Genomic DNA, 25,665 nt, shown 5'->3' with positions numbered 1-25,665 from the left:
CCGGGTGGGCGCGGTCCGGACCGAGCGTGCGTCCGGAGGCGTTGTGCCGACCTCGGCGTGACCGTGCGGACGGCGTCGGCACGCGTGACCCCGCGGACGGTATCGGCCGACGCGACCCGAGTGGGTCCATCGGTGGTGAGGCGGCGGCGCGTCTGCGCGAGCGGCGAGCCGTTGGCGATCGGGCGCTTCTATGATCGACGAAGGCCGTCGCGATTACGCCGTCGTCGATCACGAATCACGTGACGAGGGTTGCGGCGATGTCGGGACCACCCGACCGTCGACGTTCCACGTGAAACCACGCATGGAGTTCTCCACATCTTCGGACTGTCGACTCTGATCGCGTGCGAGTTCATGGACAATCGAACGCGGGCCGTTTCACGTGAAACGCGGCGCCCGCGAATCCAGTGAGGAGTTGAGTAGTGGGCCGGGACGGACTGGAGTCCACCACCCCGACGGCGGCGATCGCCGTGTTCGGCGAACACGTTGATCGAGCGGAGCGGTTCGTGGCGATGTTGCGCGAAGACGGAGTCAGGCGGGGACTCATCGGGCCGCGAGAGCTCGACCGTCTCTGGGATCGGCACGTGCTCAACTCTGCGGTGTTGGGTGACGAGGTTCCACGTGAAACGAACGTCGTCGATGTGGGGTCCGGAGCCGGCCTCCCCGGAGTACCGTTGGCGATCAGTCGCCCCGATCTCGATATCGTTCTACTCGAACCGATGGCCCGTCGTGTCGAATGGCTCGAAGAGGTCGTGGACGAGCTCGACCTCGATGGCGTCACTGTGGTTCGCGGCCGCGCGGAGGAGAAGACGGTGCGTGCGCAGCTGGAGCTCGCCGACGTCGTGACCGCTCGCGCCGTCGCTCCCCTCGGCCGCCTTGCGGGCTGGTGTCTCCCGTTGGTGCGTGAGTCCGGCACGCTGGTGGCGCTCAAAGGTGCCAGTGCGACCGAGGAGATCGAACGGGATCGGGCTGACGTCGCCAAGGCCGGTGGCGGCGAACCGCACGTCGTCGAGTGCGGCGGTGACATCCTCGATACGCCGACAACGGTCGTGGTGATCGAGCGGGTGAAGGGTCAGCGCCCGGGATCGCAGCGGAAACGGCCGAAGAAGAAGGGTCAGCGGAGCCCATGACGAGTAGTTCCGAGCAAGGCATGTTCCACGTGAAACACGGCGGCGTTGGGTACGCGCCGACGAAGGGAGAGACTCGGTGACCACGCCAGCTGGACAGTCGAAGACCGGCGGATCGATGCCCATCGCCGAGGAGGCGCTCCGAGCGGCGAAGGTCCTCCACCCCGATGAAGGCTTCATGCCACGTCCGTCCAAGCGCCGCGTCATCACGGTGGCGAATCAGAAGGGCGGCGTCGGCAAGACGACCAGCACGGTGAACCTCGCGGCGGCGCTGGCGCTGCACGGCGTCAAGACGCTCGTCATCGACCTCGACCCTCAGGGGAACGCGAGCACCGCGGTCGACGTGGATCACCGTTCCGGGACCCCTTCGGTGTACGAACTCCTCATCGGCGAGGTGACCCTCGTCGAGGCGGCGCAGGCGAGCTCGCAGAGCGACAACCTGCTGTGCGTACCGGCGACGATCGACCTGGCGGGCGCGGAGATCGAACTGGTCTCGATGCAGTCCCGCGAGTCACGACTGAAGGAGGCGTTGACGGACGAGGCACTCGCCCAGCTCGACGTCGACTACGTCTTCATCGACTGCCCGCCCTCGCTCGGCCTGCTCACGGTGAACGCGCTCTCCGCCGCGCACGAGGTGCTGATCCCGATCCAGTGCGAGTACTACGCACTCGAGGGACTGGGACAGCTGCTGAGCAACATCGAACTGGTGCAGAAGCACCTGAACCGCACACTGACGGTCTCGACGATCCTGCTCACCATGTACGACGGCCGTACGAAGCTGGCCGACCAGGTGACGCAGGAGGTCAAGAACCACTTCGGTGAGGTCGTGCTCAAGACGATCATCCCGCGCAGTGTGAAGGTCTCGGAGGCTCCCGGGTACGGCCAGACGGTGCTGGCCTTCGATCCCGGTTCACGTGGCGCCATGAGCTATCTGGACGCCGCACGCGAAGTCGCCGAACGCGGTGTGGAGGGGAAGCAGGAATGACCGAACGCAAAGGCGGCCTCGGCCGCGGACTGGCAGCACTGATCCCGACGGGACCGGTCGAGGACGATCCCGAGGCCGAATCCCACGTGCCGGTCCCCGAGATGGCCGACGTCAAACCGCCTGCGGGTGACGACAGCGGATGGTTCGCCGCCAACGGCGCCATCGACGACGCACCCGCGGTGGGAGGCGAGGTCGCCGGCGCGGTCTATCGCGAGGTTCCGCTCGAAGCCATCGAGCGGAACCCGAAGCAGCCGCGGCAGGTCTTCGACGAGGAGGCGCTCGCCGAGCTGGAACATTCGATCCGCGAGTTCGGCCTCATGCAGCCGATCGTGGTTCGCACCCTCGAGGGCGACAAGTTCGAGCTCGTCATGGGCGAGCGCCGGCTGCGCGCCTCGCAGCGGGCCGGTCTGGAGCGCATCCCCGCGATCGTGCGGCAGACGACCGACGACGCGATGCTGCGGGACGCGCTGCTCGAGAACATTCACCGGGTGCAGCTAAACCCGCTCGAAGAGGCGGCGGCATATCAGCAGCTGCTCGACGAGTTCGATGTGACGCACGACGAGCTCGCGTCGCGGATCGGGCGCAGCAGGCCGGTCATCACCAACACGATCCGCCTGCTCCGACTCCCCCTCCCCGTGCAGCGCCGGGTGGCGGCGGGCGTCCTGTCGGCGGGGCACGCGCGCGCGTTGCTCTCCCTCGAGGATCCGGACGCGCAGGAGGAACTGGCGGGGCGCATCGTGTCGGAGGGGCTTTCGGTCCGCGCGACCGAGGAGGCAGTCACCCTCTACAAGAACGGTCCGCAGAAGAAGGAGAAGAAGCAGCCGCGCAAGCAGATGGAGGCGCCCGGACTCCAGGAGCTCGCTACGCGGCTGTCCGACAGCTTCGACACGAAGGTGAAGGTCGACCTCGGCCGCCGAAAAGGGCGCATCGTGGTCGAGTTCGGTTCGAAGGACGATCTCGAACGCATCGTTCGCCTGATGGACCCGAATAACGGCAAATCGGACACATAATCCGACGTCCCATCACCCCGGGTCAATACGTCACGGTGACGATTACTGGTGGTGGTGCTAAAACACCGATCGTGTGCCATGAGAACGGCGCCCGGAGCGAGTCGCTCCGGGCGCCGTGTCGTGTGACGAGTCGAGGCCGTGACTCAGTTGCCGCGGCCGGCGGCCCGTCCGATCAGTTCGTCGAACACCTTCCCCAGCGAGGTGCCGGCCGCCTCGAACGCCATCGGCACCGTGGAGGTTTCGGTGAGGCCTGGTGAGGAGTTCACTTCGAGAAAGTGGACCGTTCCGTCGGCGGCGACGATCGCGTCGGTGCGGGAGATGTCGCGTAGCCCGAGGGTTCGGTGTGCGCCGACGGCCAGCTCCCCCACGGACTTCTCGACGCCGGCGCCGAGCCGTGCGGGCGTGAAGAAATCGGTCAACCCGGCCGTGTAGCGCGCGGTGTAGTCGTAGACACCGTTCTCCGGCACGATCTCGACCGCGGGCAGTGGCTGCGGTCCGTCCGACCCCTCGACGACCGTGACGGCGATCTCGGTGCCGTCGATGTACTGCTCGGCGAGGACGGTGTCGCCGTAGGCGAAGCAGCCGACCATCGCGGCGGGCAGTTCGGCGGCGTCGCGCACGACCTGTGCGCCGAGCGCGGAGCCGCCCTGGTCGGGCTTGAGGATCAGCGGCAGGCCGAGCCGCTCGACCATGGCGTCGAGTACCGACTGCGCGCCGAGTTCGCGGAACGTGCTGTGCGGCAGGACGAACCAATCCGGCGTGGTGAAGCCGGCACCGGACACGAGCGCCTTCGCGATCGGCTTGTCCCACGCACGCCGGCAGCCCTGCGAGTGGGTGCCGACGAACGGGACGCCGAACATCTCCAGCACGGTCTGCACGGAACCGTTCTCGCCTTCACCGCCGTGCAGTGCGACGACGGCCGCGTCGGGCCGCTGCTCCCGCAGTCTGCCGATCAGACTGGAGTCGGTGTCCCATTCCTGGACCGTCAGTCCGGCATCGCGCAGTGCGACCGACAATCTCCGGCCGGACCGCAGCGAGACGTCCCGTTCGTGGGAGAGGCCGCCTGCGAGGACGGCGACAGTACGTTCGGCCACCCGTGAAACTCCTTGGGGCTGAAGGGAAAACGTCGATCAGGCCGTGTCCGGTCCAGGCGTCTGCGGCCCGGAGACGGCACGGGTGGTGACGCTACCGAACGTCCGCATCAGGTCCATTTCGGACTCGAGTACGCCGGCGAGCCGGCGCACACCCTCGCGGATCCGTTCGGGCGTCGGGTAGCAATAGGACAGTCGCATCTGCCTGCTGCCGAGCCCGTCCGAGTAGAAGCCGGTCCCCGAGGCGTAGGCGACCCGTGCGGTGACGGCGCGCGCCAGCATCGCCTTCGCGTCGACACCTTCGGGAACGGTCAGCCACACGTAGAACCCGCCGTCGGGGTGGGTCCAGCTGCAGCCCTCGGGCATGTACTGCTCCAGGGCGCCGATCATCGCGTCGCGGCGTTCGCGGTAGTTCTCGCGGAACGTCTTGATCTGACCCTTCCAGTCGTGGGTCGCGAGGTACTTCGACACGACGAGCTGGTTGAGCGTCGGCGGGCACAGTGTCGCCGACTCCGAGGCGAGCACGAGCTTCTCGCGCACGGCGTGCGGCGCGAGCACCCAGCCGACCCGCAGGCCCGAGGCGAACGTCTTCGAGAACGAGCCGAGGTACACGACGTTGTCGGGGTCCATCGACCGCAGCGCCGGGTAGGTCTGCCCGTCGAAGGCCAGCAGGCCGTACGGGTTGTCCTCGATGACGAGCACGTCGTATTGGCGGCAGATCTCGAGGATCTCCGCCCTGCGCTCAACCGCGAGCGTCACACCTGCGGGATTGTGGAAGTTGGGGATCGTGTAGAGGAACTTGACCCGTTTGCCCGCCTTCTCGCATTCGGCGAGCGCACTGCGGAGATTCTCGGGCACGAGGCCGTCGTCGTCCATCGCGACGTGCACGACCTCGGCCTGGTAGGCCGCGAACGAGCCGAGCGCGCCGACGTACGACGGTCCCTCGGCGATCACGACGTCGCCTGGGTCGCAGAACAGCCGCGTGACCATGTCCAGCGCCATCTGCGAACCGACGGTGACGACGACGTCGTCCGGGTGGCCGGTGATGCCCTCCATGGCCATCACTTCGCAGATCTGCTCGCGCAACGCGGGAACACCGTGCGCGGAGCCGTACTGGAGGGCGGTCAGCCCGTCCTCGGCGATGAGTTCGCTCATCTGCTGCGACAGCGATTCGAGCGGCAGCGCTGCGAGGTTCGGCATGCCACCGGCGAGCGACACGACCTCGGGGCGGCTCGCCACGGCGAACAACGCGCGGATCTCGGACGCCGTCATGCCCGCCGTGCGGGCGGCGTAGCGCTCGACGTGCGGGTCGAGGTTGGTGCGGCTGCCCGGCTCCACGCCGGACTTGGCCTCGGGGAGAGTCGGCTCCGCGCTCTGCGAATCCGGGACCTGGGGTTCGCTCATGGCATACTTCCGTCTGCTTTTCGTGGGGAAAGCGTTCGGCGGCTGGGCTCTACCTGTGTACTGCGCTGCCCGCGGTGTCACCTACGGGTAGTTGTTCGAGTGTAACCACAGGTGGTAGGGCGCCTCCCGCCGTTGGCGCGCTCGTCACATCGGCATATGCTTGCCGGTGTTACTCGCGCCGCGTGCGTTCCGTGTGCGCGGTGTCGGTCAGCGCCGGTCGATGCGGTCTCACACGGCCGCGCGGCCCTGCGATTCGGGAGGTCTGGTGTCACGTCGCGTCGTGGGCGTCACGCTGGACAACCTCGAGCAGCTGCCCCCGCACTGCCGGCGCTGCGTCTACTGGGAACTCGCTCCACATGTGAAACAGCAGGCCGAGGAGTTCGGCGAGACCGAGGTCGAGAAGGAGGCCTGGGTCTCCGGTGTGCTGCTCGAATGGGGCTCGTGTGGGCGGATCGTCTACAGCGGGAGCCTGCCCGTCGGGTTCGTGCTGTACGCGCCGCCGAGCGCAGTCCCGCGGTCGGACGCCTTCCCGACGTCGCCGCCGAGCCCCGACGCGGTGCTGCTGACGGCGTTCCACATCCTGCCGGAGTTCCGTGGCGGAGACCTGGGCCGGATGCTGGTGCAGGCCGTGGCGAAGGACCTCACGCGACGCGGGGTGAAGGCCATCGAGGCCTTCGGCGACGCCGGTCCGGAGGACCCGGACGCCGACGACGGCGCCGCGGTCGACACTCGCCATCCCGGCACCGGGAAGCCTGCTGCCGGGGATTCCGGGACTGGAGATTCCGGGACTGGGGAGCCCGACGGGCATTCGTGTGTGGTTCCGGCCGCGTTCCTGCAGAGCGTCGGGTTCAAGACCGTGCGGCCGCATCCCCGGTGGCCCCGGTTGCGGCTGGAGCTCCGGTCGTCGATCTCGTGGAAGGAAGACGTCGAGGCGGCGCTGGAGAAGCTGCTCGGCGAGGTCACGATGACGACGGCGACGTCGTCCAGCTCACGCGCCTGAGCCGACCGCCCCGCCGTCAGGCCGGCCGGCCTACACCGTCACCGCCGCCACGCGGTCAGGACCACCTCCGAGTTATCCACAGTTCTGTGCACAACTCGCACGGTTATCCACAGGTTGCGGTGGCTTGTGCACAGTCACTCGTTCGGTGGTCGCGCTGGGTCCATCGGTTCACCACCCTGGGTCACTTCGAACCTGGGGGGAGGGTGCGTTGGCTGACGACGAACCGGATTTCAAGACCGATCCGAAAACCGGAAAGGTCTATCCGATCAGGGGTAAGCGCAAGAAGGGCCGCACGGCCGTGGCCGGTGTCGTGGCGGGAGGCGCCCTGATGGCTGCCGGCACGGGCGCCACCGGAGGGTTCGGTGCGGGCGGCCTGGGGACGGCGGCGGAGGGGGCGTTGTCACAGGCCATGCGAACGGCCGTCACCCAAGGTGTGAAACACGCCGCGAAGGGCCGCACGGCGAAGGCGCTGCGTTCGCTGAAACTGCGGCCCGCGAAGTCACGCAAGCCCGGCCGCGGCAAACCAGGCCGCAGGCTTCGCAACGAGCTGCGTGATCGGGCCGAACACGCAGCCGAGTGTGCGGTGTGGTCCTACGGCGAGGTGCAGCAGTTCTTCTCGACCAGGCCGTGCCGGGAACTGACACGGCGGCTGATCCCGGTCACCGACGAGCACGGCAACCGCATCGCCGTATCCGTCGTGTGGGTTCGGATGCCGCGAACCGCCGGAGTGACGGATCTGCGGCAGCTCGTCGACACACCAGGCACGGGAAGCGTCACGGCACTCGGAGCCGTCGGGCCGCGGATCGGCAGTGGCGAGTTCACCGGCGAGGCCTACACGTCCAGGCCGAAAGGTCGGCGCCTGGTCATCTCCGAGGCGGCGATGCTCGGCGGCACGCCGGACGACGAGGAGCTCGAAACCATGGAAGCCGCCACCCGGGTGGCGGTGCACATGCCCCGTCCGAAGCGCTGAGTTCGCGACACGGAGCCCGGGAACGAGCCCCGAGAGCGGCGCCGGGCGCGGCTATTCCGCCTTCGCGAGCTCGTGAGCGAGGACGTCGGCGAAGGTGAACGTGCCCGTGGGCTGGTCGCCCTCCCCGAGCAGGTACAGCCGCTTCACGGAGATGAGCAGCCCCTCGGCGACCACGTCGCGGAACGCCGGGTCGGACAGCCTGAGCCGGTCCTGGCCGTTGGTGAGGTAGCCGATCTCGACGCGCACCGCAGGGCAACGGGTGCGCGTGAAGATGTCCCACGTCTTGGGGTGCGTGCGGCAGTCGAGCAAGCCGGTGCGGGCGGCCAGTTCACGCTGGATGTAGCCGGCGAGTAGCTCGCCGACCGTGGAGGTGGTGCCGTTGCCGGTGCCGAAGTGGAAACTCGCGACACCCTGGGCGTGCGGCGAGGAGTTGCCGTCGCTGTGCAGCGACAGGAACAGGTCGGCGCCCGCGTCGTTGGCGAACTGCGCCCGCTCGATCTCCGAAGGGCTGCGGGTGGGACCGCGGGAGATCAGCGCCTCCATGCCGGTGGCCTTCATCCGCCCTTCGAGACGGCGCGCCAGGTCCCACGCGATGTCCCGTTCGGCCACGCCGCCGACGTCGACGCCCGGGTCGTCACCACCGTGACCGGGGTCGATGACGATGCGCTTGCCACGGAGCCGCGGCCCGGCCTGCCGCACCTGCTCCTGCTCACGCAGAAACACGGGGCGGCCACCGCGGGCGCGCGGCGACAGCTGCCGCAGCGCCCTGACCGTGGACGGACCGCAGATACCGTCGACGGTGAGTCCGTAGTCGCGCTGGAAGTTCTTCAGACCGCGCTCGGTCTGCGGTCCGAAATGCCCGTCCGGCCGACCGGCGTTGTAGCCCAGCTCGGTCAGGCGTTCCTGCAGCGAGAAGACGTCGTCGCCGTGCACGGGGGACGAGATGAGATAGGCCAGCGGGCGGCTGCCCAGGTGGTAGCAGGATCCGCGCAGCGCGCGATACGTCGCGGGGCCCACCACGCCGTCGGTGATCAGACCACGGCGCTGTTGGAACGCACGGACAGCGTGTTCCGTCCGATCGTCGAACACGGCGTCGGCGCCGCTGGGCGCGCCATCGGCCCCGTCCGCGCCGTGGGCGCCGTTGGTGCCCGCACCTGGGAGCAGGTCCAGGCTGACCAGCAGGGACCTGATGTCGGCGACGTCCGGTCCGCTGTCGCCGCGGCGGAGTACCCGCATGCACTCCTCGCTCTACCTTGGGCATCGGACCAGCGGGTGGATGGCCACCCGATCCGGTGCTTGATGCTGTGCAAACCAATGCAGGACGCGGGGTCCTGCGCCTGACTATTGTGCCTTGTGCTTCCTTGACGAGCGCGCCAGGCCCGTCTCGCGGGCTGCCGCACTGGTGTGACGGCGCAACCGGGGCCGCGTGACGCGCACCGCGGGAACGAAAACGCGAAAGCCCGGGACGGGGCGGACCGCGTCCCGGGCTTTCGCGTGTCGATCTTCGTCAGAGCACTTCCGACAGGTCGTCGAGCAGCGCCGCCTTCGGCTTGGCGCCCGTGATCTGCTTCACCGGCTTGCCGCCCTGGAACAGGATCAGCGTCGGGATCGACATGACCTGGTAGTCGCGAGCGGTGTTCGGGTTCTCGTCGATGTCCAGCTTGGCGATCTGGATCTTGTCCTTGTGCTCGGAGGCGATCTCCTCGAGCACCGGGGCGATCATCTTGCACGGGCCGCACCAGGTGGCCCAGAAGTCGACGAGCACCGGCTTGTCGTTGGTGAGCACGTCGTCGGAGAAGCTGGAGTCGGTGACCTTGACGGTGTCGGTCATGGTGCCTCTTTCTGTGTCGTTGGGCCTGGTACCTGGTGAAATCTCAAGCGGTCAGTGGGCGGCGCCGGCGGTCGCGTAGCCGCCGCCGACCATCTCGGAGGACTCGGCGGCCTCCGCCACGTGGGCGTGCTCGGCGAGCCAGCGCTCGGCGTCGATGGCCGCGGTGCAGCCGCTGCCCGCCGCCGTGACGGCCTGCTGGTACGTCTGGTCCACCAGGTCGCCTGCGGCGAACACGCCGTCGACGTTGGTGTACGAGCTGCGGCCCTTGGTGAGCACGTAGCCGGACTCGTCGACCTCGATCTGGTCGCGGAACAGCTCGTTGCGCGGGTCGTGGCCGATCGCGACGAAGAAGCCCGTCACGTCCAGCGTGGACTCCTCGCCCGTCACCGTGTCCTCGACCTTCAGGCCGGCCACGGTGCCGTCGCCGAGCACCTCGGTGACCTGCGAGTTCAGCTGCCAGCGGATCTTGTCGTTCTGCTGTGCACGCTCGAGCATGATCTTCGAGGCTCGAAACTCCTCGCGCCGGTGGACGATCGTGACGGTCTTGGCGAACTTCGTCAGGAACGTCGCCTCCTCCATCGCCGAGTCGCCGCCGCCCACCACGGCGATGTCGTGCTCGCGGAAGAAGAATCCGTCGCAGGTCGCGCACGACGACACGCCACGGCCGAGCAGTTCCTGCTCACCCGGCACGCCGAGGTAACGCGGTGCCGCGCCGGTCGCGAGGACGACGGCGCGGGCGGCGTAGCGCTTGCCGTTCGCGGTGACGTACTTGATGTCACCGGTGAGTTCGAGCTGCTCGACGTCCTCGGCGCGCAGGTCCGCACCGAAGGTCTTGGCCTGCTCGCGCATCTCCTCCATCAGGTCCGGGCCCTGGATGCCGGACCGGAAGCCGGGGTAGTTCTCGACCTCGGTCGTCGTCATGAGGGCACCGCCGAACTGGGAACCCTCGAACACCAGCGGCTCGAGCTGTGCGCGTGCCGCGTACACGGCCGCGGTGTACCCCGCGGGACCCGACCCGACGATGATCAGGTTCCGAACGTCCTCTGCAGCCACTGGTTTCCTCCGCTTCGATAACGCCTGACACCGGGTCCAACAGCATCGTAGGTGCGTCTGTTCCCGCGGTGGCCCACGCCCGTGTGTGACGGGTCTTTCGCCGGGTGCGCTCCCGGGATGTGGACGGGTCACCGGGTGTGCCCGTGGCCGCACGTCACCATCGGCTCGGTCCGGGCGGTCCGCGTTCCCCTGCCGGTGCGGGGCTGGAGCGCGAGGTCCCACGCCCACAGCAGGAGTGCGAGCCCCGCGATCGCGGCGCCGACGGCCGGGACGGCCGGATAGGCGTGCCCTGCCGCGAGGACGACGCCGCCGATCCAGGGGCCGAGGGTGATGCCGACGTTGAACGCGGAGACGTTTCCCGACACGGCGAGGGTGGGTGCGTCGGGCGCGATGGCCATGAAGCGGGAGTTCAGTGCCGGGTTGGTGCCGAACCCGAGCATGCCGAGCACGATCACGAGCACCACGGTCGGGGTCATGTGGTGCGCTGCGAGTGCGAGCAGCAGCGAAGCCACCAGCAGGCCGGCGAAGCCGATACCGAGGACGGCCCTGGGACGGCGGTCGGGCCCCCGAGGGCGATGCCGAGGAGGGCACCGAGCCCGTAGCCGAACAGCACCGCCGGCACCCACGCGGAGTCGAGACCGGTGGTCTCGATCAGCATCGCCGCGAGGTAGGAGAAGGTGCCGAGCAGCGCGGTGGTGGCGACCGCCGTCATCGCGTAGGACAGCCACAGCCGGGGCGGCCTCAGGCCGCGCAGTTCCTTGCGCACACTCGGAGGGCTTCCCTGCCGGAGTGGGGGCACCGCGGCGATGACGGCGACGGCGGCGACGGCCGAGAGAGCCGCGATCGCCCAGAAGGCCCCGCGCCAGCCCAGGTGCTGTCCGACCCAGGTGCCCGCGGGCAGGCCGATCACGGTCGCGACCGTGAGCCCGCCCGCGACGATGCTCATCGCCCTTGCCCGGCGGCCGGGCCCGACGAGCGCCATCGCGGTGCTGCCACCGACGGCCCAGAAGCCCGCGTAGGCGAACGCGCCGATGAACCGCATCGCCAGCAGCAGCCCGTAGCTGTCGGTCAGGGCGCTGACCACGTGGCTGGCTGCGAACACGGCCAGGAACGCGAGCAGTGCCGAGCGCCGCGGCCAGCGCAGGGTCAGTACCGCCAGAACCGGCGCGCCGACGAGCATGCCGAGTGCGAATGCGCTGATGAGCCAGCCCGCCGCGGGGATCGTCACCGCCAGGTCGGCCGCCATGTCCGGGAGCAGACCGGCGAGCATGAGTTCGCTGGTGCCCTGCGCGAAGATCCCGAACCCGATTCCCCAGATCGCGAGCGGCATCCCGCTGTGTTCCTCGGCCACACCCACTCCTTTTTGTATCGATCGGTAGACAAGTGCCGAGGCTAGCAATTATGTATCGATCAATCCAAAATTATCGGGTATGGCCTGCACCACGACCCACCGACACCGGTCGTGGCAGGACAGCGAAAAGGCCGGCGGCGTCCCCGTCGGACCCCGCCGGCCTTCTCCGATGCTGCTGCTCGGCCGCTCGCTGCTCAGCCGCCTGCGCCGATGACGCGGTCCAGCACCGGTGCCGAGTTGCAGTCCGGGCTCACCGCGACCGCGCGGAACTGGGCCGACTGGCCTGTCGTGTAGAGCGCGAGGACGGCTTCCTCGCCGTCGATCGTGACCGGTCGTACCCCGGCCAGCTGCTTGTTCGGGTCGGCGCCCGCCGCCTGGACGCAGGCGTCGAAGCGGCTCTTACTCTCGAGCGGCCCGTAGTCGCGCACCGCCGAGATGCTGCCGATCGCCGAAGCGAGGTCACCGTCGTCCTTGGTCAGCGCCAGCGGCCCGGAACCGTCCGACGGAGCGCCGGCATCGCTGTCACCGGACTGCTCCGACGGCGCCGGCTGCGCCACCCCGGACGTCTCGCCGCCTCCACCGAGATTCGGCACGGCGATCGCGACGGCGGCCACCACCGCGGCGGCCACTGCGACGAAACCCGCAGCAATGCCCTGCTTCTTCCGCCTGCCGCGAGCACGGTCGAGGCTGACGACATTGGTACCCGCCGCCTGCTGCTCACGGGTTCGCTGTTCGTCGGCCAGGGCCGCGTCGATCCGCGAAGCCACGTGGGCGGGCATCGGCTCCACCGGCTCGTTGTGGAGGGAACCCAGATCCGACCTGGCGGCTTCCAGCGCCTCGATGACGGCTCGTGCCTCCGGGTCGGCGTTGACGCGGGGCCACAGCTCGGCCGCCTCGCTGTCGCTCAGCGCACCGGCGTGCAGGTCGGCGAGCACGTCGACAGACAACGCGGAACCGTCGGCGGCCCCGCCATTCCCCCTGAACTCGTCCGTCATCGTCGTCCCTCCCCGTGTTTGCTTTCGTAAGTTGGGACGCCGCCTTCCTCGGTCGGGTTCCGTAGATGTCCGAGAAGTTTCGCCAGTTTGGAGCGACCTCGCGCACACCTGCTCTTAACCGTGCCGTCAGCGATGCCCAGCATCTCGGCCGTCTCCGACACCGAGTACCCCTCGACGTCGACGAGCACGATCGGGGCGCGCTGATCCTCCGGCAGCTGCTCGAGTGCCTCTTTGATGACCAGGGACGTCTCGCGTTCGGCCATCGAATCGCGCGGCACGGCCGGTTCCTGGTGGCCCTCCTCGGGCAACGGCACGGTCGGTTTGGCCTGACGCCTTCGGATGCGGTCGAGGCACGCATTCACGACGATCCGGTGCAGCCACGTTGTGACCTGTGACTCGGCGCGGAAGTTCGACGCCGCGCGGAAGGCCGAGATGAATGCGTCCTGCAGCGCGTCGGCGGCCTCCTCCGGGTCGCGGACCGTCCGCAAGGCGACGGCCCACATGCGGTCTCGGTGTCTGCGTACGAGCTCGTTGAACGCGTGCGGATCGCCGGCGGCGTGCGCCTTGATCAGATCCGCATCCGTGGGCTCGGCGGTGGGCGCTGTCACCCGGAAGAGATTACTAAGGAGCACTCGGGCGTGAGCACGCCCTGTGCGGATCGTCCGGGTGAGATCGCGTTGCCGGGAATGTCGACACCGGTCGGGCCGGATCGGCGGCGCCCGCCTCGCGAGGTGGTCACGCCGAGGGCAGGAACTTGACCTCGCCGAACTCCGAGTTGAAATCGGGTTCCTGGCCGGACAACGTCTTCACCCAGACGATCACGTGCGTGCTGTCGACGGGCTGGTCGAGCGAGATCGTGGTGTTGACGTCGTCGAGCTTGCCCTGACCGACGACCTGGGTCGCGTCGAGCGGCGCGTCCGGGGAGTCGGCGGTGCGGATCTCCACCTCGGTGCCGGGACTGTCGGCCACGACCCGCACCTTCGACAGGTCGATCGGCTGGTCGAAGGTCGCCAGCAGGCCGACGCCGCGCTTCAACGCGGGCAGCTGCTGCTTGTACAGGTCGGTGCGCCACACCGTGGCGGGATCGCCGTCGGTTGCCTTCGGAGCGTCGGCGGGACTGTCGCCTTCACCCTCGGGGTTGTAGACGGTGATCTCCGACGGCTGCACCGGCTTACCGGTCTGCGTCTGCTGGTTGCCGTTCCCGCCGTTCTGGCCGCCGTTGTCGCCGTCCTGTCCGCCGCCCTGCTGCTGTGCGGGCGGGTCGGCGAGGTTGACGGGCGGGCCCGACGTGTCGCCGTCGTCCTGGAAGAAGTTGATGGCCATCATGCCGAGCCACGCGAGCACGGCGACGGCCGCGCACACCAGGGCGGTGACGCCGAGCGCGAGCTTGCGGCGGCGCGCCTTGTCCTTGGACGGCTTCTTCGTGGTCCACACGCTGCCGTCGGGTTCGGCCGGTTCGGCCTGCGCCTGCTTGGCGCGTTCTGCGGCCTCGGCGGCGTGGTCCAGCGCGCGCAGAATGGCCGCGCTGGTGCGGATGCCTCCGTGATCGCCGTCCTCGATGGTGCGCACCGACAGCGCCGACAGCTCGGGGGGCACGCGCGGCTGCAGCGATTTGGCGGGCACGATCCTGCCGGTCGGCGACTTCGGTGCGGGCGGCAGCGCGGGCGGACCGCCCGGCAGTGCCCAGCGGCCGGTGAGCAGCAGGTACAGCACCGAGCCGAGGGCCTTGACGTCGTCGCGCAACGTGGCGTCGGGCAATGGGCCGGGGAACGCCAGCCGCAGCCTGCCGTCCGGGGTGAGCCGGAGTCGTTGCGGGTGGTCGATCCCGAGCACGAGGCCGGACTGGTGCGCCTGGTCGACCGATTCGGCAAGGGCGCGCACCATGCGCACGGCCGCGCCGGGTTCGACAGGGCGCTCGGCGACGAGGTCGATCAGGTCGGTGCCCTTGGTCCACTCGGCCACGATGATCCCCAGCAGCCCCTCCGACGAGGAGATGCCGCTGCCGAGGGACAGCACGTCGAGCACGCGGGCGACCCCGGGGTGCTCGAACGTCGCGGCGTGCGCTGCGCGTTCCAGCGTGCGCCTGCCGAGCAGGGCGGCTTCCGGGTCGGCGGGGTCGCCGACCAGCATGGTCAGTGCGACGTCGCGACGCAGCTGCCCGTCGCGCGCACGCCACAGGTGGGCGCCCGCGCGTTCGTCGATGCCGAACTGCGCGAGCAGGCGGTACCGGCCGTCACCGACGACTCCGCCGGGCGCCAGCGCACCACGCTGCGCTCTCGTGCCCATCCGGCCTGACCCCCTAGGTTCGGCTCTCGCTCGCTGCTGTCTCTAGAAGAGGGTACGTGAACACGCAGTGCAAGGGCGGTGTCTTCCGCCTCTAGCCACGGCCCAGCAACCGGGTGACTCTCCTGGTCACCGGCGCGAGCTCATCCACCTTGAGTGCCATGAGTACCCCGAACGAGACACCCATTCCGACGATGCCCTGCAGGATCAGCGTCACCCACGCACCTCCGATGGCCCCGAGGAAGTCCGGCACGAGCATGCCGGCGGCCGCCGCGGCCGCCGCGCCGAGCACGCTGGCGACGACCGTGAACAGGATGACGCCGACCACCCGCTTGCTGCGCAGGTTGCCCAGCTTCACCCACAGCCAGACCTGTCCCAGGACCGCGCCGACGACGAACACGAGCGAGTTGACCATCATCACGCCCAGCACGACGTGCGTCGGCGACAGCAGCGCCTGAGCGAGGTACAGCAGCGGGATCTTCACCGCCGTCATCACGACCATGATCAGCGTGGGGGTGCGCGAGTCCTTCATGGCGTAGAACACGCGCATCTGCAGCATCACCAGCGCGTAGGGCAACAGGCCGAAAGCCGAGACCGCAAGCGCTTGCCCCAGCCGTTCGGCGTCCTCGACCGAGCCCTTGCCCAGCGCGAACAGGGCGACACCGATCGATGTGCCCGCCACGGCCATGACCGCCGAGACTGGCAGCAGCATCAACGTCGTCAGCCGTGAACCGTAGGACAGGTCGCCGACGAGCCTGCGGTGGTCCCCGTCGGCCGCGGCCCTGCTCATCTTCGGCATCAGCGCGGTCAGCAGCGACACGCCGATGACGCCGTACGGCAGCTGGAACAGCAGCCACGCGTTCGAGTAGATCGAGGCGCCACCGGCCGCGCCCGCGGTGAGCACCCGGGTGTTGATGACCATGCCGATCTGGCTGACGACGACGTAACCGAGGATCCAGGCCGCGAGCCCGCCGAACTCCTTCAACCGCTCGTCGAGGCCGAAGTTCCACTTGAACCGGAACCCCGACCTGCGCAGCGCCGGCACGAGGAACAGTGCCTGCGCGGTCATGGCCGTCAGCACGCCGAGGCCGAGTACGAGCACCTGCGGGTCGGTCATGCTCGTCGGCACGATCGTCGGATCGCCGGGGACCAGCGCGAACGCGATGATCGTGACGATGATGACCATGTTGTTGATCACCGGAGCCCACTGGGCAGGCCCGAAGATCTGCTTGGCGTTGAGCACCGCCGACAGCACCGCGAACAGGCCGTAGAACAGCAGGCCTGGCAGCAGCAGGTAGGCGAACCACGTCGCCAGCTGCGGATTCGCAGCGCCCGAGTCGTCCATCAACAGCGATGTCAGCCACGGCGCGGCCGCGGTCGAGACGATCGTGCCGATGCCGAGGATCGTGATCGCCATCGTGATCAGGCGCTGCGTGTACGACTCGCCGCCGTCCGGATCGTCCTGCGACCGCACGAGCAGCGGAACCACGACGCTGGTCAGCACGCCACCGAGCAGCAGCTCGTTGATGATCAGCGGCATCGTGTTGGCGACCGTGAACGAGTCGTACAACACGCCCAGCGTGGCCACCCACGCCAGCAGCACCTTCCACAGGAAACCCGTGATGCGGCTGGTCATGGTCGCGATGGCCATCCGCCCGGTGGCCTTGGCCAGTGACTGCTTCTTCGCCGCGGGCTGAGGCTCGGCCTCGGGTTCGGCGCGCTCGTCGACCCCGACCGCGGGGATCCGTTCGCCGATCTCCGTGTGCCGGGGACCGTCGAGGATCCGCGGCATCATCTGTGTCGCGAGCTCGTCGTACGGGCCCTGCACGTCCGGGTCTATCCCCGGCCAGCGCGCCGAGCGCGGCGGGATGTAGACCGTCGCGTCCGGTTCACGCGGCGGCGGTGGCGGAGTCGGCCGGCCCTGCGGTCCTGGCGGTGCCTGCCGCTCCGGTGCGGCCATGTCCCGGGTGCGCTCCTGCGAACGGCCTTCCGGTGCCGGGTGGGCGGGTTCGACGGGGCCGGCTGCACCGTCGGGCCGGTCCGCGGGCGGGCCGCCCTGCCACGGGCGCACCGGACCGCGCTGCGCGGCCTCGGGCGGCCTGCCACGGCGTGGCGGTTCGCGGCGCGGGTCGGGTGGGGGCTGTTCGTCCGGCGGCTGCCACCGGTCCGGAGCAGGCGGCGGCGACGCACGCCGCGGCCCGCCCTGGGGTGGTGCGGGCGGCCGGTCCTGCGGTGAGCGCTGTTCCGGTGAGCGCTGGTCGGCCGGAGGCGGCACCGCGCGGTCGCGACGGGTGGCGTCCGGCGGCGGTGCCTGCCTGCCCTTGGCGTGCGGTGGCCCTGCCTGCCCTGGCTGCCCGGGAGGCGGAGTGCCGGGGCCGTGCCCGGGTGGGCCGCCGGGGTGTCCGCGCCGCGGCGGCTCCTGGCCCGTCCGCGGATCGACGGGCGGCCTGCCGGGTGGCGGACCCTGCGGCGGTTGCGCGCCGGGAGGCGGCGGTGCGCCGCGACGGGGACGCCGTTCGGCATCCGGAGGTGGCGGCACACGCCGGTCGCCGGCCTCTGGGGCGCGGCGACCGTTCCGTTGTGGCTCGTGCGGCCCTGCGGGCGGCGGCTGCGGTGCGGGGCCGCGCGAACCCGGAGCCGCGCGCGGAGGACGGGGTTCGCGTGGATCGCCGTCGCCGCGTTGTCCCGGGTGGCGTTCCCCGGCTTCCCGGCGGTGGCGGTTGTGGGGTTCGGGAGGTTCGGAACCACGGGGGTCGGGGCGGCGAGGGCCGCGGCGGCGCGCGTCGGGGTCGTCGGGGTCGACGGCGCGCGGGTCCTGCGCAGGCGGCGGCTCCGCAGAGTCACCCGGCCACTGCATGGCGTCATCCCCCTCGGATGCTGCTGGCCCCCCTGGCCTCGCCGGTCCTCCCGGCCTGCCCCCGGGTTCGGGTGGCCGGCCCGGCTGTCTGTCCAACGCGTGCCCCATCAACTCGGTGTCAAGCTCGGTTCAGGGTAATGCGCACGGCTGTAAAACTCAGGTCGCACGGGGACCCGTTTCGGTGCGCCGTGTGTCGCGGCCCTGGGCCGATCGCCGCCGGCGAACGTGACGCCGGGCACCGCCGGCCGCGCTACGAGCCGGACTCGTCCTCGCCCGTGTGCCGGATCCTGCGGATGATGCGCCTGCCCGACAGCAGCACGAGCGCGACGCCGGCCACGATCGTGATGACGAGGGTCACGGTGGAGAGTTCCGTGGAGCTGAGTTCGAGTTCGGCCGGCTCGCCGAGGGCCGTGCCGCCGGGAGTGGTGAGCGACACGGTGATCTTGAATCGCCCCGACCGGAGCGTCTCGGCAGGCACCTGCGGGCTGAAGGTGCTGTTGGCCGAGAGCGTCTGCACCGGGATGTGAGCCGGGCGCAGCCCGGCGATGTTCTCCAGCTGCAGTTGCACGCGGATCTGCACGGGCAGTTCGTTACTCACACTCACGGGCAGCGGAGCGGACTCGGATCCGCGCAGCACCGGCTGGGCCAACGTCGCGACGGTGACCTGCCCGGTCAGGTCGTCGAGCTGGGCCTCGGCGTTGCGGGCCGCCGCCATCGCCGCGGCGGGCCGGGCGGTCCACGCCGACGAGGTCGCGCGGATGACGGCGTTGTGCAGGGGCCGCAGCAGTTGGGCGGGCGGAACCTGCCGCGTCGGGTCGACCCGCATCGCGCGGCTCAGGTCGGCGGTGGTGGCCTCGGTGCCGGACAGCGAGTCGAGCAGGTCCGCGTCGAGCGCGGCGGCGGCAGAGCCGTCGCCCGGTTCCCTCGCCGGTGCCGCGTCCTGCGGCGGAGCGGAGAGCACCTCGTCGAGTGCCGTCGGGGCCAGCATGTTCGCGTGCTGCAGCTGCGCGTAGGCGTCGAGGAAGGCGGTCAGCTCGCCGGTCGTCGCGTTGATCCGCCGCGGCGGTGCGACCACCACCGGTCCGCCGGTCTGCTCGCCGAGCCCACCGCGCAGTGCCAGCGCCGCGATGCCGTTCTGAGTGGCGACCTCGGTGTCGTTCACCGCGGTCAGCCGGTTGCCGCGCGCCTTGCGGCCGGTGAGTGCCGCCGACACGAGCGGGTCGTACGTCAGCGTCCGCGCCTGGCCCGCCGTCGAGACGCGGCCGATGCCGTCGGCACCGGTCGAGGCCGTCGGTGGAACGAGGAACGTCCGCGCGCCGGCCGCGGTCGCCGCCGACATCGCGTCCTTGTCGGGAGCGCGCGCGGGCCACACCACCCCTGGCCTCGGCTGCACGCCCGTGCGCCGCAGGATCGACGGCCCGCCGCCGACCGCCATGCGCGTCAGATCGGCCTCGGAGTCGACCTCGGCGAGAGTGCCCAGATCCGCGTCGGCGTACGGCAGCTGGATGACGCAGTGTGACGCCACGAGGGAGCGCAGCTTCTCCAGCCAGTTGCGCGCGTCCTGCGCGCCCTGGCCCTCGACGTGGCCGTCGGTGGTGCGCACGCGGTAGCCGCCGGTCATCGCCTCGACCGTGTCGAGCAGTTCCGGGTCGATCGCGAAGCACATCGAACCGAACAGCGCCGCGTTCTCCTGCTTGGCCAGCGCCGATTCGACCAGCGCGTCGAGCCGGCCACCCGGAGCGAGCGCGGTGGCGAGGCCGTCGTCGGCGAGCATGATCGTGTCGTCGTGCGGCTGGGAGACCACCCGCGGATGGGTCGCCGTGATCGGCCACATCAGTGTGGTTCGCGCGGGGGCCGCCTCGCTCGGGGGGTCGATCACAGGCAGCAGCAGGTTCATCGAAGCCAGCCGCGCGGGCCCGCCGTACTCGGGTGTGCCGTTGACGTTGACCAGCAGCGGGTAGATACCGGGAGTCGTCAGCGGAAGGTCGGCGGCGGGGACGTCGAACCGCACGGGCGCCGACTCCCCCGGCGCGAGCGTGTCGGACAGCGTCACCCACTCCGTCGCGCCCGCGTCGGCCGGCGGGGGTTCGGTGACGGCCCGCTGGAACGCCGATGCCGTCGGCACCGCCTGGCCGACCTGCAGGCGCGCCACGACGTCGGAGATGTCACGGTCGCCGGTGTTGGTGACCGTGCCCGTGACCTGCACGCGCGTCCGGTCGGCTGCACCCGCGGTGAGGATGCGCGGGGAGAACGTGTTGATGTCGAGTTCGAGCAGGTCGGGGCCGCTGAGGCGCTGCTGCGGACTCGGCTGTGCCCTGCCCTGCTGCACGTGGGCGGCCCGGCCCGCGGCGTCGACGCCCGCCGTGGCCGCTGCGGTCGCGGCCGGAGCGCACAGCCCCTGCGTGAGGAGGAAGGCCAACGCCAGCGCGAATGCGCTGAACCTCTTCACTGCTCGCCGCCTCCGTGCCTGTTCGTGCCTGCCCGCGGGTGCCCGCGTGCGTGTCCGCTACTCGAACAACTCCCGTGCCTTGCGCACGAGCTTGCGCTCATCGGTGTAGGCGAGCCGTGAATCCAGTTCGTCGAGCGGGACCCAGGCCACTTCGGTGACCTCCACGTCGTCGTCGGACAGCTCGCCGCCGTGTGCCTCGAGGAGGAAATGATGCACCGTCTTGTGAATCCGCCTGCGCTCGGCCACGAACCAGTAGTCGATCGAACCCAGCGGGCGGATCACCCGTGCGACGATGCCGGTCTCTTCCCGAACCTCGCGTACGGCCGTGTCCTCGACGGTCTCACCATCCTCGATGTGGCCCTTCGGCAGGGACCACAGCAGGCGCCCGTGCCGGTTCAGCCTTCCGATGAGCGCGGCGTGCGTCCGCCCGCGATCGACCACGAGACCACCGGCGGAGGTCTCGTCGACAGTCGTCATGCGCCGCCCGCGACGGCGCCGCGGCCGGCGCCGTGGTGTGGCATCACCGGAGCGACCGGCCGATCCAGGCATGCTGCGATGCTAGATCACATCCCGCCGGCGGTAGGCTGGCTTGCTGTGTCCGTGTTGAACCGAAGCGCCCGCCGGACCGCGGGCGGCGCAGATGTCGCGGAGGTCGCGAAGGCGTGAACCAGGCCGCCGTGAACACCACCGATTCCCAGCTGCGAGCGATGAAGGAAGCCCAGCGCAACGCCGTTGCGGAGTTGCTGCGCGTGTCCCCCGTCGCCGACGAGCTGGCTGCACGGTTCGCCGATGCGGGCCACCGGCTCTACCTGGTCGGGGGGAGCGTCCGGGACGCGTTGCTGGGCCGGCTCTCGTCGGATCTCGATTTCACCACCGACGCGCGGCCGGAGGCGATCCAGCGCCTCGTGACCGGCTGGGCCGACGCCGTGTGGGACACGGGCATCGAGTTCGGCACCGTCGGCGCGGCCAGGGGCGGCGTGCAGTTGGAGATCACCACGTTCCGCGCCGACGTCTACGACCGCGTGAGCCGCAACCCCGAGGTGTCGTTCGGCGACACGATCGAGGGCGACCTGGTGCGCCGCGATTTCACGGCGAACGCGATGGCCATCGAGCTGTCCACGAAGACGTTCGTCGACCCGCACGGCGGTATGGCGGCGCTGGCCTCCGGCCTGCTCGACACGCCCGCGACGCCCGAGGAGTCGTTCGCCGACGACCCGTTGCGGATGCTGCGCGCGGCACGGTTCGTGGCGCAGCTGGACTTCACGCCCGCCGACCGGGTGGTCGCGGCCATGCGGGACATGGCAGGCGAGCTGGAACGCATCACGGCCGAGCGGGTGCAGGCCGAGCTGTCGAAGTTGCTGATCGGGAAGGCGCCGCGGCGCGGCCTGGAGCTGATGGTCGACACCGGGCTGGCCGACGTCGTGCTGCCGGAGGTGCCCGGCATGCGCCTGGCGATGGACGAGCACCACCAGCACAAGGACGTCTACCAGCACTCGTTGACGGTGCTCGAGCAGGCGATCGACCTGGAGACCTCGCACGAGCCGACGTCGGAGCCGGATCTGGTGCTGCGGCTGGCCGCGCTGCTGCACGACATCGGCAAACCGGACACACGCAGGTTCGAATCCGGTGGCGGGGTCAGCTTCCACCACCACGAGGTCGTCGGTGCCAAGATGGCGCGCAAACGTTTGCGCGCGTTGCGGTACTCGAAGGAGATCGTGCAGGACGTCTCGCAGCTCGTGTACCTGCACCTGCGGTTCCACGGTTACGGCAAGGGCGAGTGGACCGACTCGGCGGTCCGGCGCTACGTCACCGACGCCGACCACCTGCTGACGCGCCTCCACAAGCTCGTGCGCGCCGACTGCACGACCCGCAACCGACGGAAGGCGACCCAGCTGCAGCGCACCTACGACGACCTGGAGGCGCGGATCGCGCGGATCGCCGAGGAGGAGGACCTCAAACAGGTGCGCCCTGATCTCGACGGCAACGAGATCATCCGCATCCTCGGCGTGGAACCCGGTCCCGTCGTCGGCAAGGCGTGGAAACACCTCAAGGAACTGCGCCTCGACCGCGGCCCGCTGGACCACGACGAGGCCGTCGCCGAACTCCGCCGCTGGGCCGCCGAACAGGGCATCGACCCCGCGGACTAGCGGGATGCCCCCTCCCGGGTCGTCAACCCCCTCACCCGTCCGGCCCATGACGTGAAGCGCCCCCAAGGGCACCTTGGTGGCACTCAACGCCACCAAAGTGCCCTTGGGGGCACGAAGATCACCTGGACGGGGTGCTGCGAACGGGCCGTTCGCGACGGCTATGCGCGCTCCAACGCGCCGGACTCGACGTGGGAGCCGATCGGGTGCGGCAGGAGGTAGCCGACCGCTCCGCCCGGCAGCGGCCCCCACGGTGCGGTCACGCCCGTGAGCACGTGCACCGGGCGCTTGACGACGAACGCCCGCACCTCGCTTTCGCGGTCCACGGGCAGCGACGTCTCGGGGAACGGCGTCCGGTCCGGGTGCAGCAGGTTGCCCTGCTCGCCCCCGAACCGCCGCAGTCGCATCCCCACCGGCAACGTGACCATGCGCTTGTTGCGGAAGAACGGCAACGGCGGTTCGCCGCGCAGCGGCTGGATCGGCCAGTCCGTCGGATGCTCCTGCTCGGCCGAGGTTCCGCCGCCCATCCGCCCTGGCAGCAGCAGCAACGATCCGAGCAGCGCCTCCGCGGCGTCGTGCACCCGCGGGAAGTACCGCGGTTCGATCGGCGCCCCTTCGGCGTAGCGCGCGACCTCCCAGCCGTCGGCCGCGCGGTGCAGGCACCACACGTCGTCGGCGGTCTCCCCGATGCGGTACGCCGACTCACCGATGCCGTACTCGGCGAGCCGCATCCGTAGCGCCGACAGCACCTCCGACGCGCGCAACCGCCGCGGCTCCTCGCCGCGCTGGAGCTTCGTGAGGATGCTCGGCTCGGCGACGTCCTCGGGTGCGCGTGGTGGCCGAGGCCTTCCCAGCAGGTCGGCCTCGGCCGCCCCGCGAACCGATCGGCTCGCGTAGGGCACGTTGTACTGCTTCGCCCTGATGGCGTCGAGCAGGTCGGACTCCGGCGGCACCCCGTATTTGCGCAGGTAGTGCGGCACGGCGGCAGGCCAGATCCACGTGCCGTCGGTGTGGAACGCGTCCGGCACGTCGTGCGCCGAACCCTGCGGCGCGAACACGTCCCGCAGCCCGCCCTGCCTGGCCAGCACCACCGGCGCGCGGAACAGGTACCCGAGCACGCGCGGGATCTCCTCCTGCGGCAGCGGTGGCCGGTTGACGACCGGCTGCTCGCCCTCGCCGCCACCGCTGTCGAGCACGCGCACGTGCCGGAACTCGACGTCGAGCGGCTTGCCCGCCTTGCCAGCGAGCCACGGCGGCGGTTCCTTGCGCGGGAAGTACTCCAGTTCGGCGTCGTAGGTGCGGGCGGTGCGCCTGCCCGCGGGCGGCAGCTGCCACTGCGGTTCGTTCGCAGTGTCGAAGTCGAAATCGAAGTTGCGCTGCGGATCGAGTGCGTAGGTGCCCTGGAACCAGGTGCCGTCGGAGGGCGTGTACATCGCCGACCGCAGTTGCGACAGCAGCTGGCCGAGCTGCGGCGGAGCGGACAACGAGACCGCGGTGTTCTCGCCCGCGTCCGCCTTCACCTCCAGCTCGGAGTAGTCGCCCACCTGACGGAACTGGGCCGCCACGCGCTCCCACCCCGACGGCAGGAAACCCAGCAGGGTCCGTCCGATGGACTTGAGCAGCGCCTGCACGTCACCGGTGCCCGGTTCACTCCGCGGCGTGTGGGCCGCGGCGAAGTCGTGCCGCTCCTGCCAGAGTGCGGTGATCGTGTCGGGGTCGTTCACCCTGGTGGTGAGGTCGGTGAGCCCGAGGTCGCGGGCTCGCTGTTCGTCGGTGCCGGTCCAGCGGAGGATCAGCTCGCCGTCGTCGGACGCCGGTTCGACGAGGTAGGGCTCGTCGTCGTGGATGCAGTAGGTGTGGAGGGCGAACGTCGCGGGCGCCTCCTCCGCGGCGACGACCTTGCCGCGGGTGCCGTGGGCCTCGGTGTCGAACTCCTCGGGTGCGTCCTCGCCGGGCAACGGCGTCAACAGCACGCTGGAATCGGTCGTCGAACGCTGTGCGCGGAACATCTGCCCGTTCCACAGCGCGTACAACGCGTCCGGCCGCTCGGCCACTTCGACTCGGTGTCGCACGCGTTCCTCTCCCCCTCGCTTCGGTTGTCGCGCGGATCCCCACCCGCGGCTCACGCGGGCCTTACTGTAACCACCCTGGCCGAGCTCGCCCGCCCGGCCGCGGGCGCGGGATCGCCGAATGCCCGGCCGCGTTCCGGCGGTCGTGTCCGGCCCGGGACTCGCCCCCAGCGTGGTCCCGGACAGCCGGTGTCCGGCCCGCCTCACCTTAACGGGTTACCGGTGACGGCGAGGTGGGATTCGCTCACTTACAGCAAGTTCCACGCGAGGTCCAGAGGGACGTTGGCGATACCGCAAACGACCCCTCCGTTCCCTTCGCCCACCCACATGGGTGGGATCATGGTGGGCGTGCAAGCGGACTCCGAGGTGGAACCGGGAACACTGCTGGTCGCCGCCCCCACGATGTTCGACGAGAACTTCCGGCGGACGGTCGTGTTCGTCATCGATCATCGTGACGAGGGCACGCTCGGGGTGGTGCTCAACCGGCCCAGTGAAGTGCCGGTGGGTGAGGTTCTGCCGGGCTGGGGTTCGCACGTCGTCGAACCGGAATCGGTGTTCGTCGGCGGCCCGGTGGAGAAGAAGACGGCGCTGTGCCTGGCCGCGTTGCGCACCGGCGAGGACGCCTCCGAGTTCGAAGGCCTGATCGCGGTTCGCGGCCCCGTTGCGCTCGTCGACCTCGACGCAGACCCCGACGAACTCGTCGCGAAGGTTCGCGGCATGCGCGTGTTCGCGGGCTACGCGGGCTGGGACGCGGGCCAACTCGCCGCGGAGATCAACCGCGGCGACTGGCTGATCGTGCCTGCGCTACCGGGTGACGTCCTCGCCACGCCCCATCGCGACCTGTGGGCGCACGTCCTGCGCAGGCAGGGCCTGCCGACCGCGCTGCTGGCCACCCACCCTGGCGACCTCCAACTGAACTGAGCCCCGCGAACGCGCCGTGTTGCGCCTCCCGGAGGCCGTGTTGGGTGGTTTCTTGGGGTGGTTGCAACGCCTGTTGGCCTATGTGGTTGTGAGTAGATCACGCAGGCGCTCGGCTGGGGTGGCCCAGC

General features: G+C 70.1%; 21 protein-coding genes. 7 read left to right on the top strand and 14 right to left on the bottom strand.

Annotation, left to right across the window (positions count from 1 at the left end; translation table 11 throughout):
- Window positions 1-419 precede the first annotated feature (419 nt).
- The 3 genes from rsmG to LY12_RS15750 all read left to right on the top strand — a co-directional run bounded on the left by rsmG (window position 420) and on the right by LY12_RS15750 (window position 3,119).
- On the top strand, window positions 420-1,127 hold the full coding sequence (rsmG, locus tag LY12_RS15760; RefSeq protein ID WP_253857501.1) for a 16S rRNA (guanine(527)-N(7))-methyltransferase RsmG: 708 nt from the start codon (window positions 420-422) through the stop codon (window positions 1,125-1,127).
- 115 nt (window positions 1,128-1,242) lie between these two features.
- Window positions 1,243-2,109: a ParA family protein gene (locus LY12_RS15755; protein ID WP_253858850.1), complete on the top strand. Its 867-nt coding sequence runs from the start codon at window positions 1,243-1,245 to the stop codon at window positions 2,107-2,109.
- Window positions 2,106-3,119 carry a ParB/RepB/Spo0J family partition protein gene (locus LY12_RS15750; RefSeq protein ID WP_253857499.1) on the top strand — a complete coding sequence of 338 codons (1,014 nt, stop codon included), beginning with the start codon at window positions 2,106-2,108 and terminating at the stop codon, window positions 3,117-3,119. Before LY12_RS15755 ends, LY12_RS15750 begins: the two co-directional genes overlap by 4 nt.
- Window positions 3,120-3,262: 143 nt before the next feature.
- On the opposite strand, the gene LY12_RS15745 is transcribed toward LY12_RS15750, so the two are convergent.
- Both LY12_RS15745 and LY12_RS15740 read right to left on the bottom strand, forming a co-directional pair.
- Entirely contained in the window at window positions 3,263-4,213 is a 951-nt protein-coding gene (locus tag LY12_RS15745) for a D-alanine--D-alanine ligase family protein (protein ID WP_253857497.1), read from the bottom strand.
- A 36-nt stretch (window positions 4,214-4,249) separates the two neighbouring features.
- On the bottom strand, window positions 4,250-5,614 hold the full coding sequence (locus tag LY12_RS15740; RefSeq protein ID WP_253857495.1) for an aminotransferase-like domain-containing protein: 1,365 nt from the start codon (window positions 5,612-5,614) through the stop codon (window positions 4,250-4,252).
- A 265-nt stretch (window positions 5,615-5,879) separates the two neighbouring features.
- On the opposite strand from LY12_RS15740, the gene LY12_RS15735 reads away from it, so the two are divergent.
- On the top strand, window positions 5,880-6,614 hold the full coding sequence (locus LY12_RS15735) for a GNAT family N-acetyltransferase (protein WP_253857493.1): 735 nt from the start codon (window positions 5,880-5,882) through the stop codon (window positions 6,612-6,614).
- Between the two features lie 208 nt (window positions 6,615-6,822).
- A complete protein-coding gene (locus LY12_RS15730; protein WP_253857491.1) occupies window positions 6,823-7,584 on the top strand; it encodes a hypothetical protein in 762 nt (253 codons plus the stop codon).
- Window positions 7,585-7,635: 51 nt separating this feature from the next.
- Here the strand turns inward: LY12_RS15730 and LY12_RS15725 are convergent, their stop codons facing one another.
- The 11 genes from LY12_RS15725 to LY12_RS15675 all read right to left on the bottom strand — a co-directional run bounded on the left by LY12_RS15725 (window position 7,636) and on the right by LY12_RS15675 (window position 20,952).
- Window positions 7,636-8,820, bottom strand: a complete 1,185-nt coding sequence (locus LY12_RS15725) for an N-acetylmuramoyl-L-alanine amidase (RefSeq protein WP_253857489.1) — start codon at window positions 8,818-8,820, stop codon at window positions 7,636-7,638.
- Window positions 8,821-9,091: 271 nt separating this feature from the next.
- The gene (trxA, locus tag LY12_RS15720; protein ID WP_253857487.1) at window positions 9,092-9,415 is read right to left on the bottom strand and encodes a thioredoxin; all 324 of its coding nucleotides are present in this window, start codon (window positions 9,413-9,415) and stop codon (window positions 9,092-9,094) included.
- Between the two features lie 51 nt (window positions 9,416-9,466).
- Complete coding sequence (trxB, locus tag LY12_RS15715) at window positions 9,467-10,468, bottom strand: thioredoxin-disulfide reductase (RefSeq protein ID WP_253857485.1); 1,002 nt, start codon at window positions 10,466-10,468, stop codon at window positions 9,467-9,469.
- A gap of 128 nt (window positions 10,469-10,596) precedes the next feature.
- Window positions 10,597-10,980 carry a hypothetical protein gene (locus LY12_RS15710; protein WP_344073407.1) on the bottom strand — a complete coding sequence of 128 codons (384 nt, stop codon included), beginning with the start codon at window positions 10,978-10,980 and terminating at the stop codon, window positions 10,597-10,599.
- Window positions 10,941-11,819: an MFS transporter gene (locus tag LY12_RS15705; RefSeq protein ID WP_253857481.1), complete on the bottom strand. Its 879-nt coding sequence runs from the start codon at window positions 11,817-11,819 to the stop codon at window positions 10,941-10,943. Before LY12_RS15705 ends, LY12_RS15710 begins: the two co-directional genes overlap by 40 nt.
- Window positions 11,820-12,013: 194 nt before the next feature.
- The gene (locus LY12_RS15700; RefSeq protein ID WP_253857479.1) at window positions 12,014-12,814 is read right to left on the bottom strand and encodes an RsmA family anti-sigma factor; all 801 of its coding nucleotides are present in this window, start codon (window positions 12,812-12,814) and stop codon (window positions 12,014-12,016) included.
- A complete protein-coding gene (gene sigM, locus LY12_RS15695) occupies window positions 12,811-13,422 on the bottom strand; it encodes an RNA polymerase sigma factor SigM (RefSeq protein WP_253857477.1) in 612 nt (203 codons plus the stop codon). The genes LY12_RS15700 and sigM overlap by 4 nt, the downstream gene beginning before the upstream one ends.
- A gap of 127 nt (window positions 13,423-13,549) precedes the next feature.
- Window positions 13,550-15,100, bottom strand: coding sequence for a protein kinase family protein (locus tag LY12_RS15690; protein WP_253857475.1), 1,551 nt, complete (start codon window positions 15,098-15,100; stop codon window positions 13,550-13,552).
- Window positions 15,101-15,191: 91 nt separating this feature from the next.
- Complete coding sequence (gene murJ, locus LY12_RS15685; protein ID WP_253858849.1) at window positions 15,192-17,057, bottom strand: murein biosynthesis integral membrane protein MurJ; 1,866 nt, start codon at window positions 17,055-17,057, stop codon at window positions 15,192-15,194.
- 1,147 nt (window positions 17,058-18,204) lie between these two features.
- Window positions 18,205-20,403: a DUF6049 family protein gene (locus LY12_RS15680; protein ID WP_253857473.1), complete on the bottom strand. Its 2,199-nt coding sequence runs from the start codon at window positions 20,401-20,403 to the stop codon at window positions 18,205-18,207.
- Window positions 20,404-20,460: 57 nt separating this feature from the next.
- Window positions 20,461-20,952, bottom strand: a complete 492-nt coding sequence (locus tag LY12_RS15675; protein ID WP_253857471.1) for an NUDIX hydrolase — start codon at window positions 20,950-20,952, stop codon at window positions 20,461-20,463.
- Window positions 20,953-21,110: 158 nt separating this feature from the next.
- Here LY12_RS15675 and LY12_RS15670 point away from each other — a divergent pair, with 158 nt between their 5' ends.
- Window positions 21,111-22,550, top strand: coding sequence for a CCA tRNA nucleotidyltransferase (locus LY12_RS15670; RefSeq protein ID WP_253858848.1), 1,440 nt, complete (start codon window positions 21,111-21,113; stop codon window positions 22,548-22,550).
- 158 nt (window positions 22,551-22,708) lie between these two features.
- On the opposite strand, the gene LY12_RS15665 is transcribed toward LY12_RS15670, so the two are convergent.
- Window positions 22,709-24,619, bottom strand: coding sequence for a TNT domain-containing protein (locus tag LY12_RS15665; protein ID WP_253857469.1), 1,911 nt, complete (start codon window positions 24,617-24,619; stop codon window positions 22,709-22,711).
- A 336-nt stretch (window positions 24,620-24,955) separates the two neighbouring features.
- Between LY12_RS15665 and LY12_RS15660 the strand changes: the two genes are divergently transcribed.
- Entirely contained in the window at window positions 24,956-25,537 is a 582-nt protein-coding gene (locus LY12_RS15660; RefSeq protein WP_253857467.1) for a YqgE/AlgH family protein, read from the top strand.
- Window positions 25,538-25,665 lie beyond the last annotated feature (128 nt).

This window comes from Prauserella alba, assembly GCF_024171735.1.
Lineage (GTDB): Bacteria > Actinomycetota > Actinomycetes > Mycobacteriales > Pseudonocardiaceae > Prauserella > Prauserella alba.
The sequence above is the reverse complement of the archived record's forward strand: the minus strand, read 5'-3'. Positions and strand labels throughout refer to the sequence as shown.

Coding starts and splice junctions, on each gene's coding strand:
- LY12_RS15670 (WP_253858848.1), top strand. CDS start 21,111: ATGAAGGAAGCCCAGCGCAACGCCGTTGCGGAGTTGCTGCGCGTGTCC.
- LY12_RS15675 (WP_253857471.1), bottom strand. CDS start 20,952: ATGCCTGGATCGGCCGGTCGCTCCGGTGATGCCACACCACGGCGCCGG.
- trxA (WP_253857487.1), bottom strand. CDS start 9,415: ATGACCGACACCGTCAAGGTCACCGACTCCAGCTTCTCCGACGACGTG.
- LY12_RS15660 (WP_253857467.1), top strand. CDS start 24,956: ATGGTGGGCGTGCAAGCGGACTCCGAGGTGGAACCGGGAACACTGCTG.
- LY12_RS15725 (WP_253857489.1), bottom strand. CDS start 8,820: ATGCGGGTACTCCGCCGCGGCGACAGCGGACCGGACGTCGCCGACATC.
- LY12_RS15740 (WP_253857495.1), bottom strand. CDS start 5,614: ATGAGCGAACCCCAGGTCCCGGATTCGCAGAGCGCGGAGCCGACTCTC.
- LY12_RS15700 (WP_253857479.1), bottom strand. CDS start 12,814: ATGACGGACGAGTTCAGGGGGAATGGCGGGGCCGCCGACGGTTCCGCG.
- LY12_RS15755 (WP_253858850.1), top strand. CDS start 1,243: ATGCCCATCGCCGAGGAGGCGCTCCGAGCGGCGAAGGTCCTCCACCCC.
- murJ (WP_253858849.1), bottom strand. CDS start 17,057: ATGGCCGCACCGGAGCGGCAGGCACCGCCAGGACCGCAGGGCCGGCCG.
- LY12_RS15750 (WP_253857499.1), top strand. CDS start 2,106: ATGACCGAACGCAAAGGCGGCCTCGGCCGCGGACTGGCAGCACTGATC.
- LY12_RS15690 (WP_253857475.1), bottom strand. CDS start 15,100: ATGGGCACGAGAGCGCAGCGTGGTGCGCTGGCGCCCGGCGGAGTCGTC.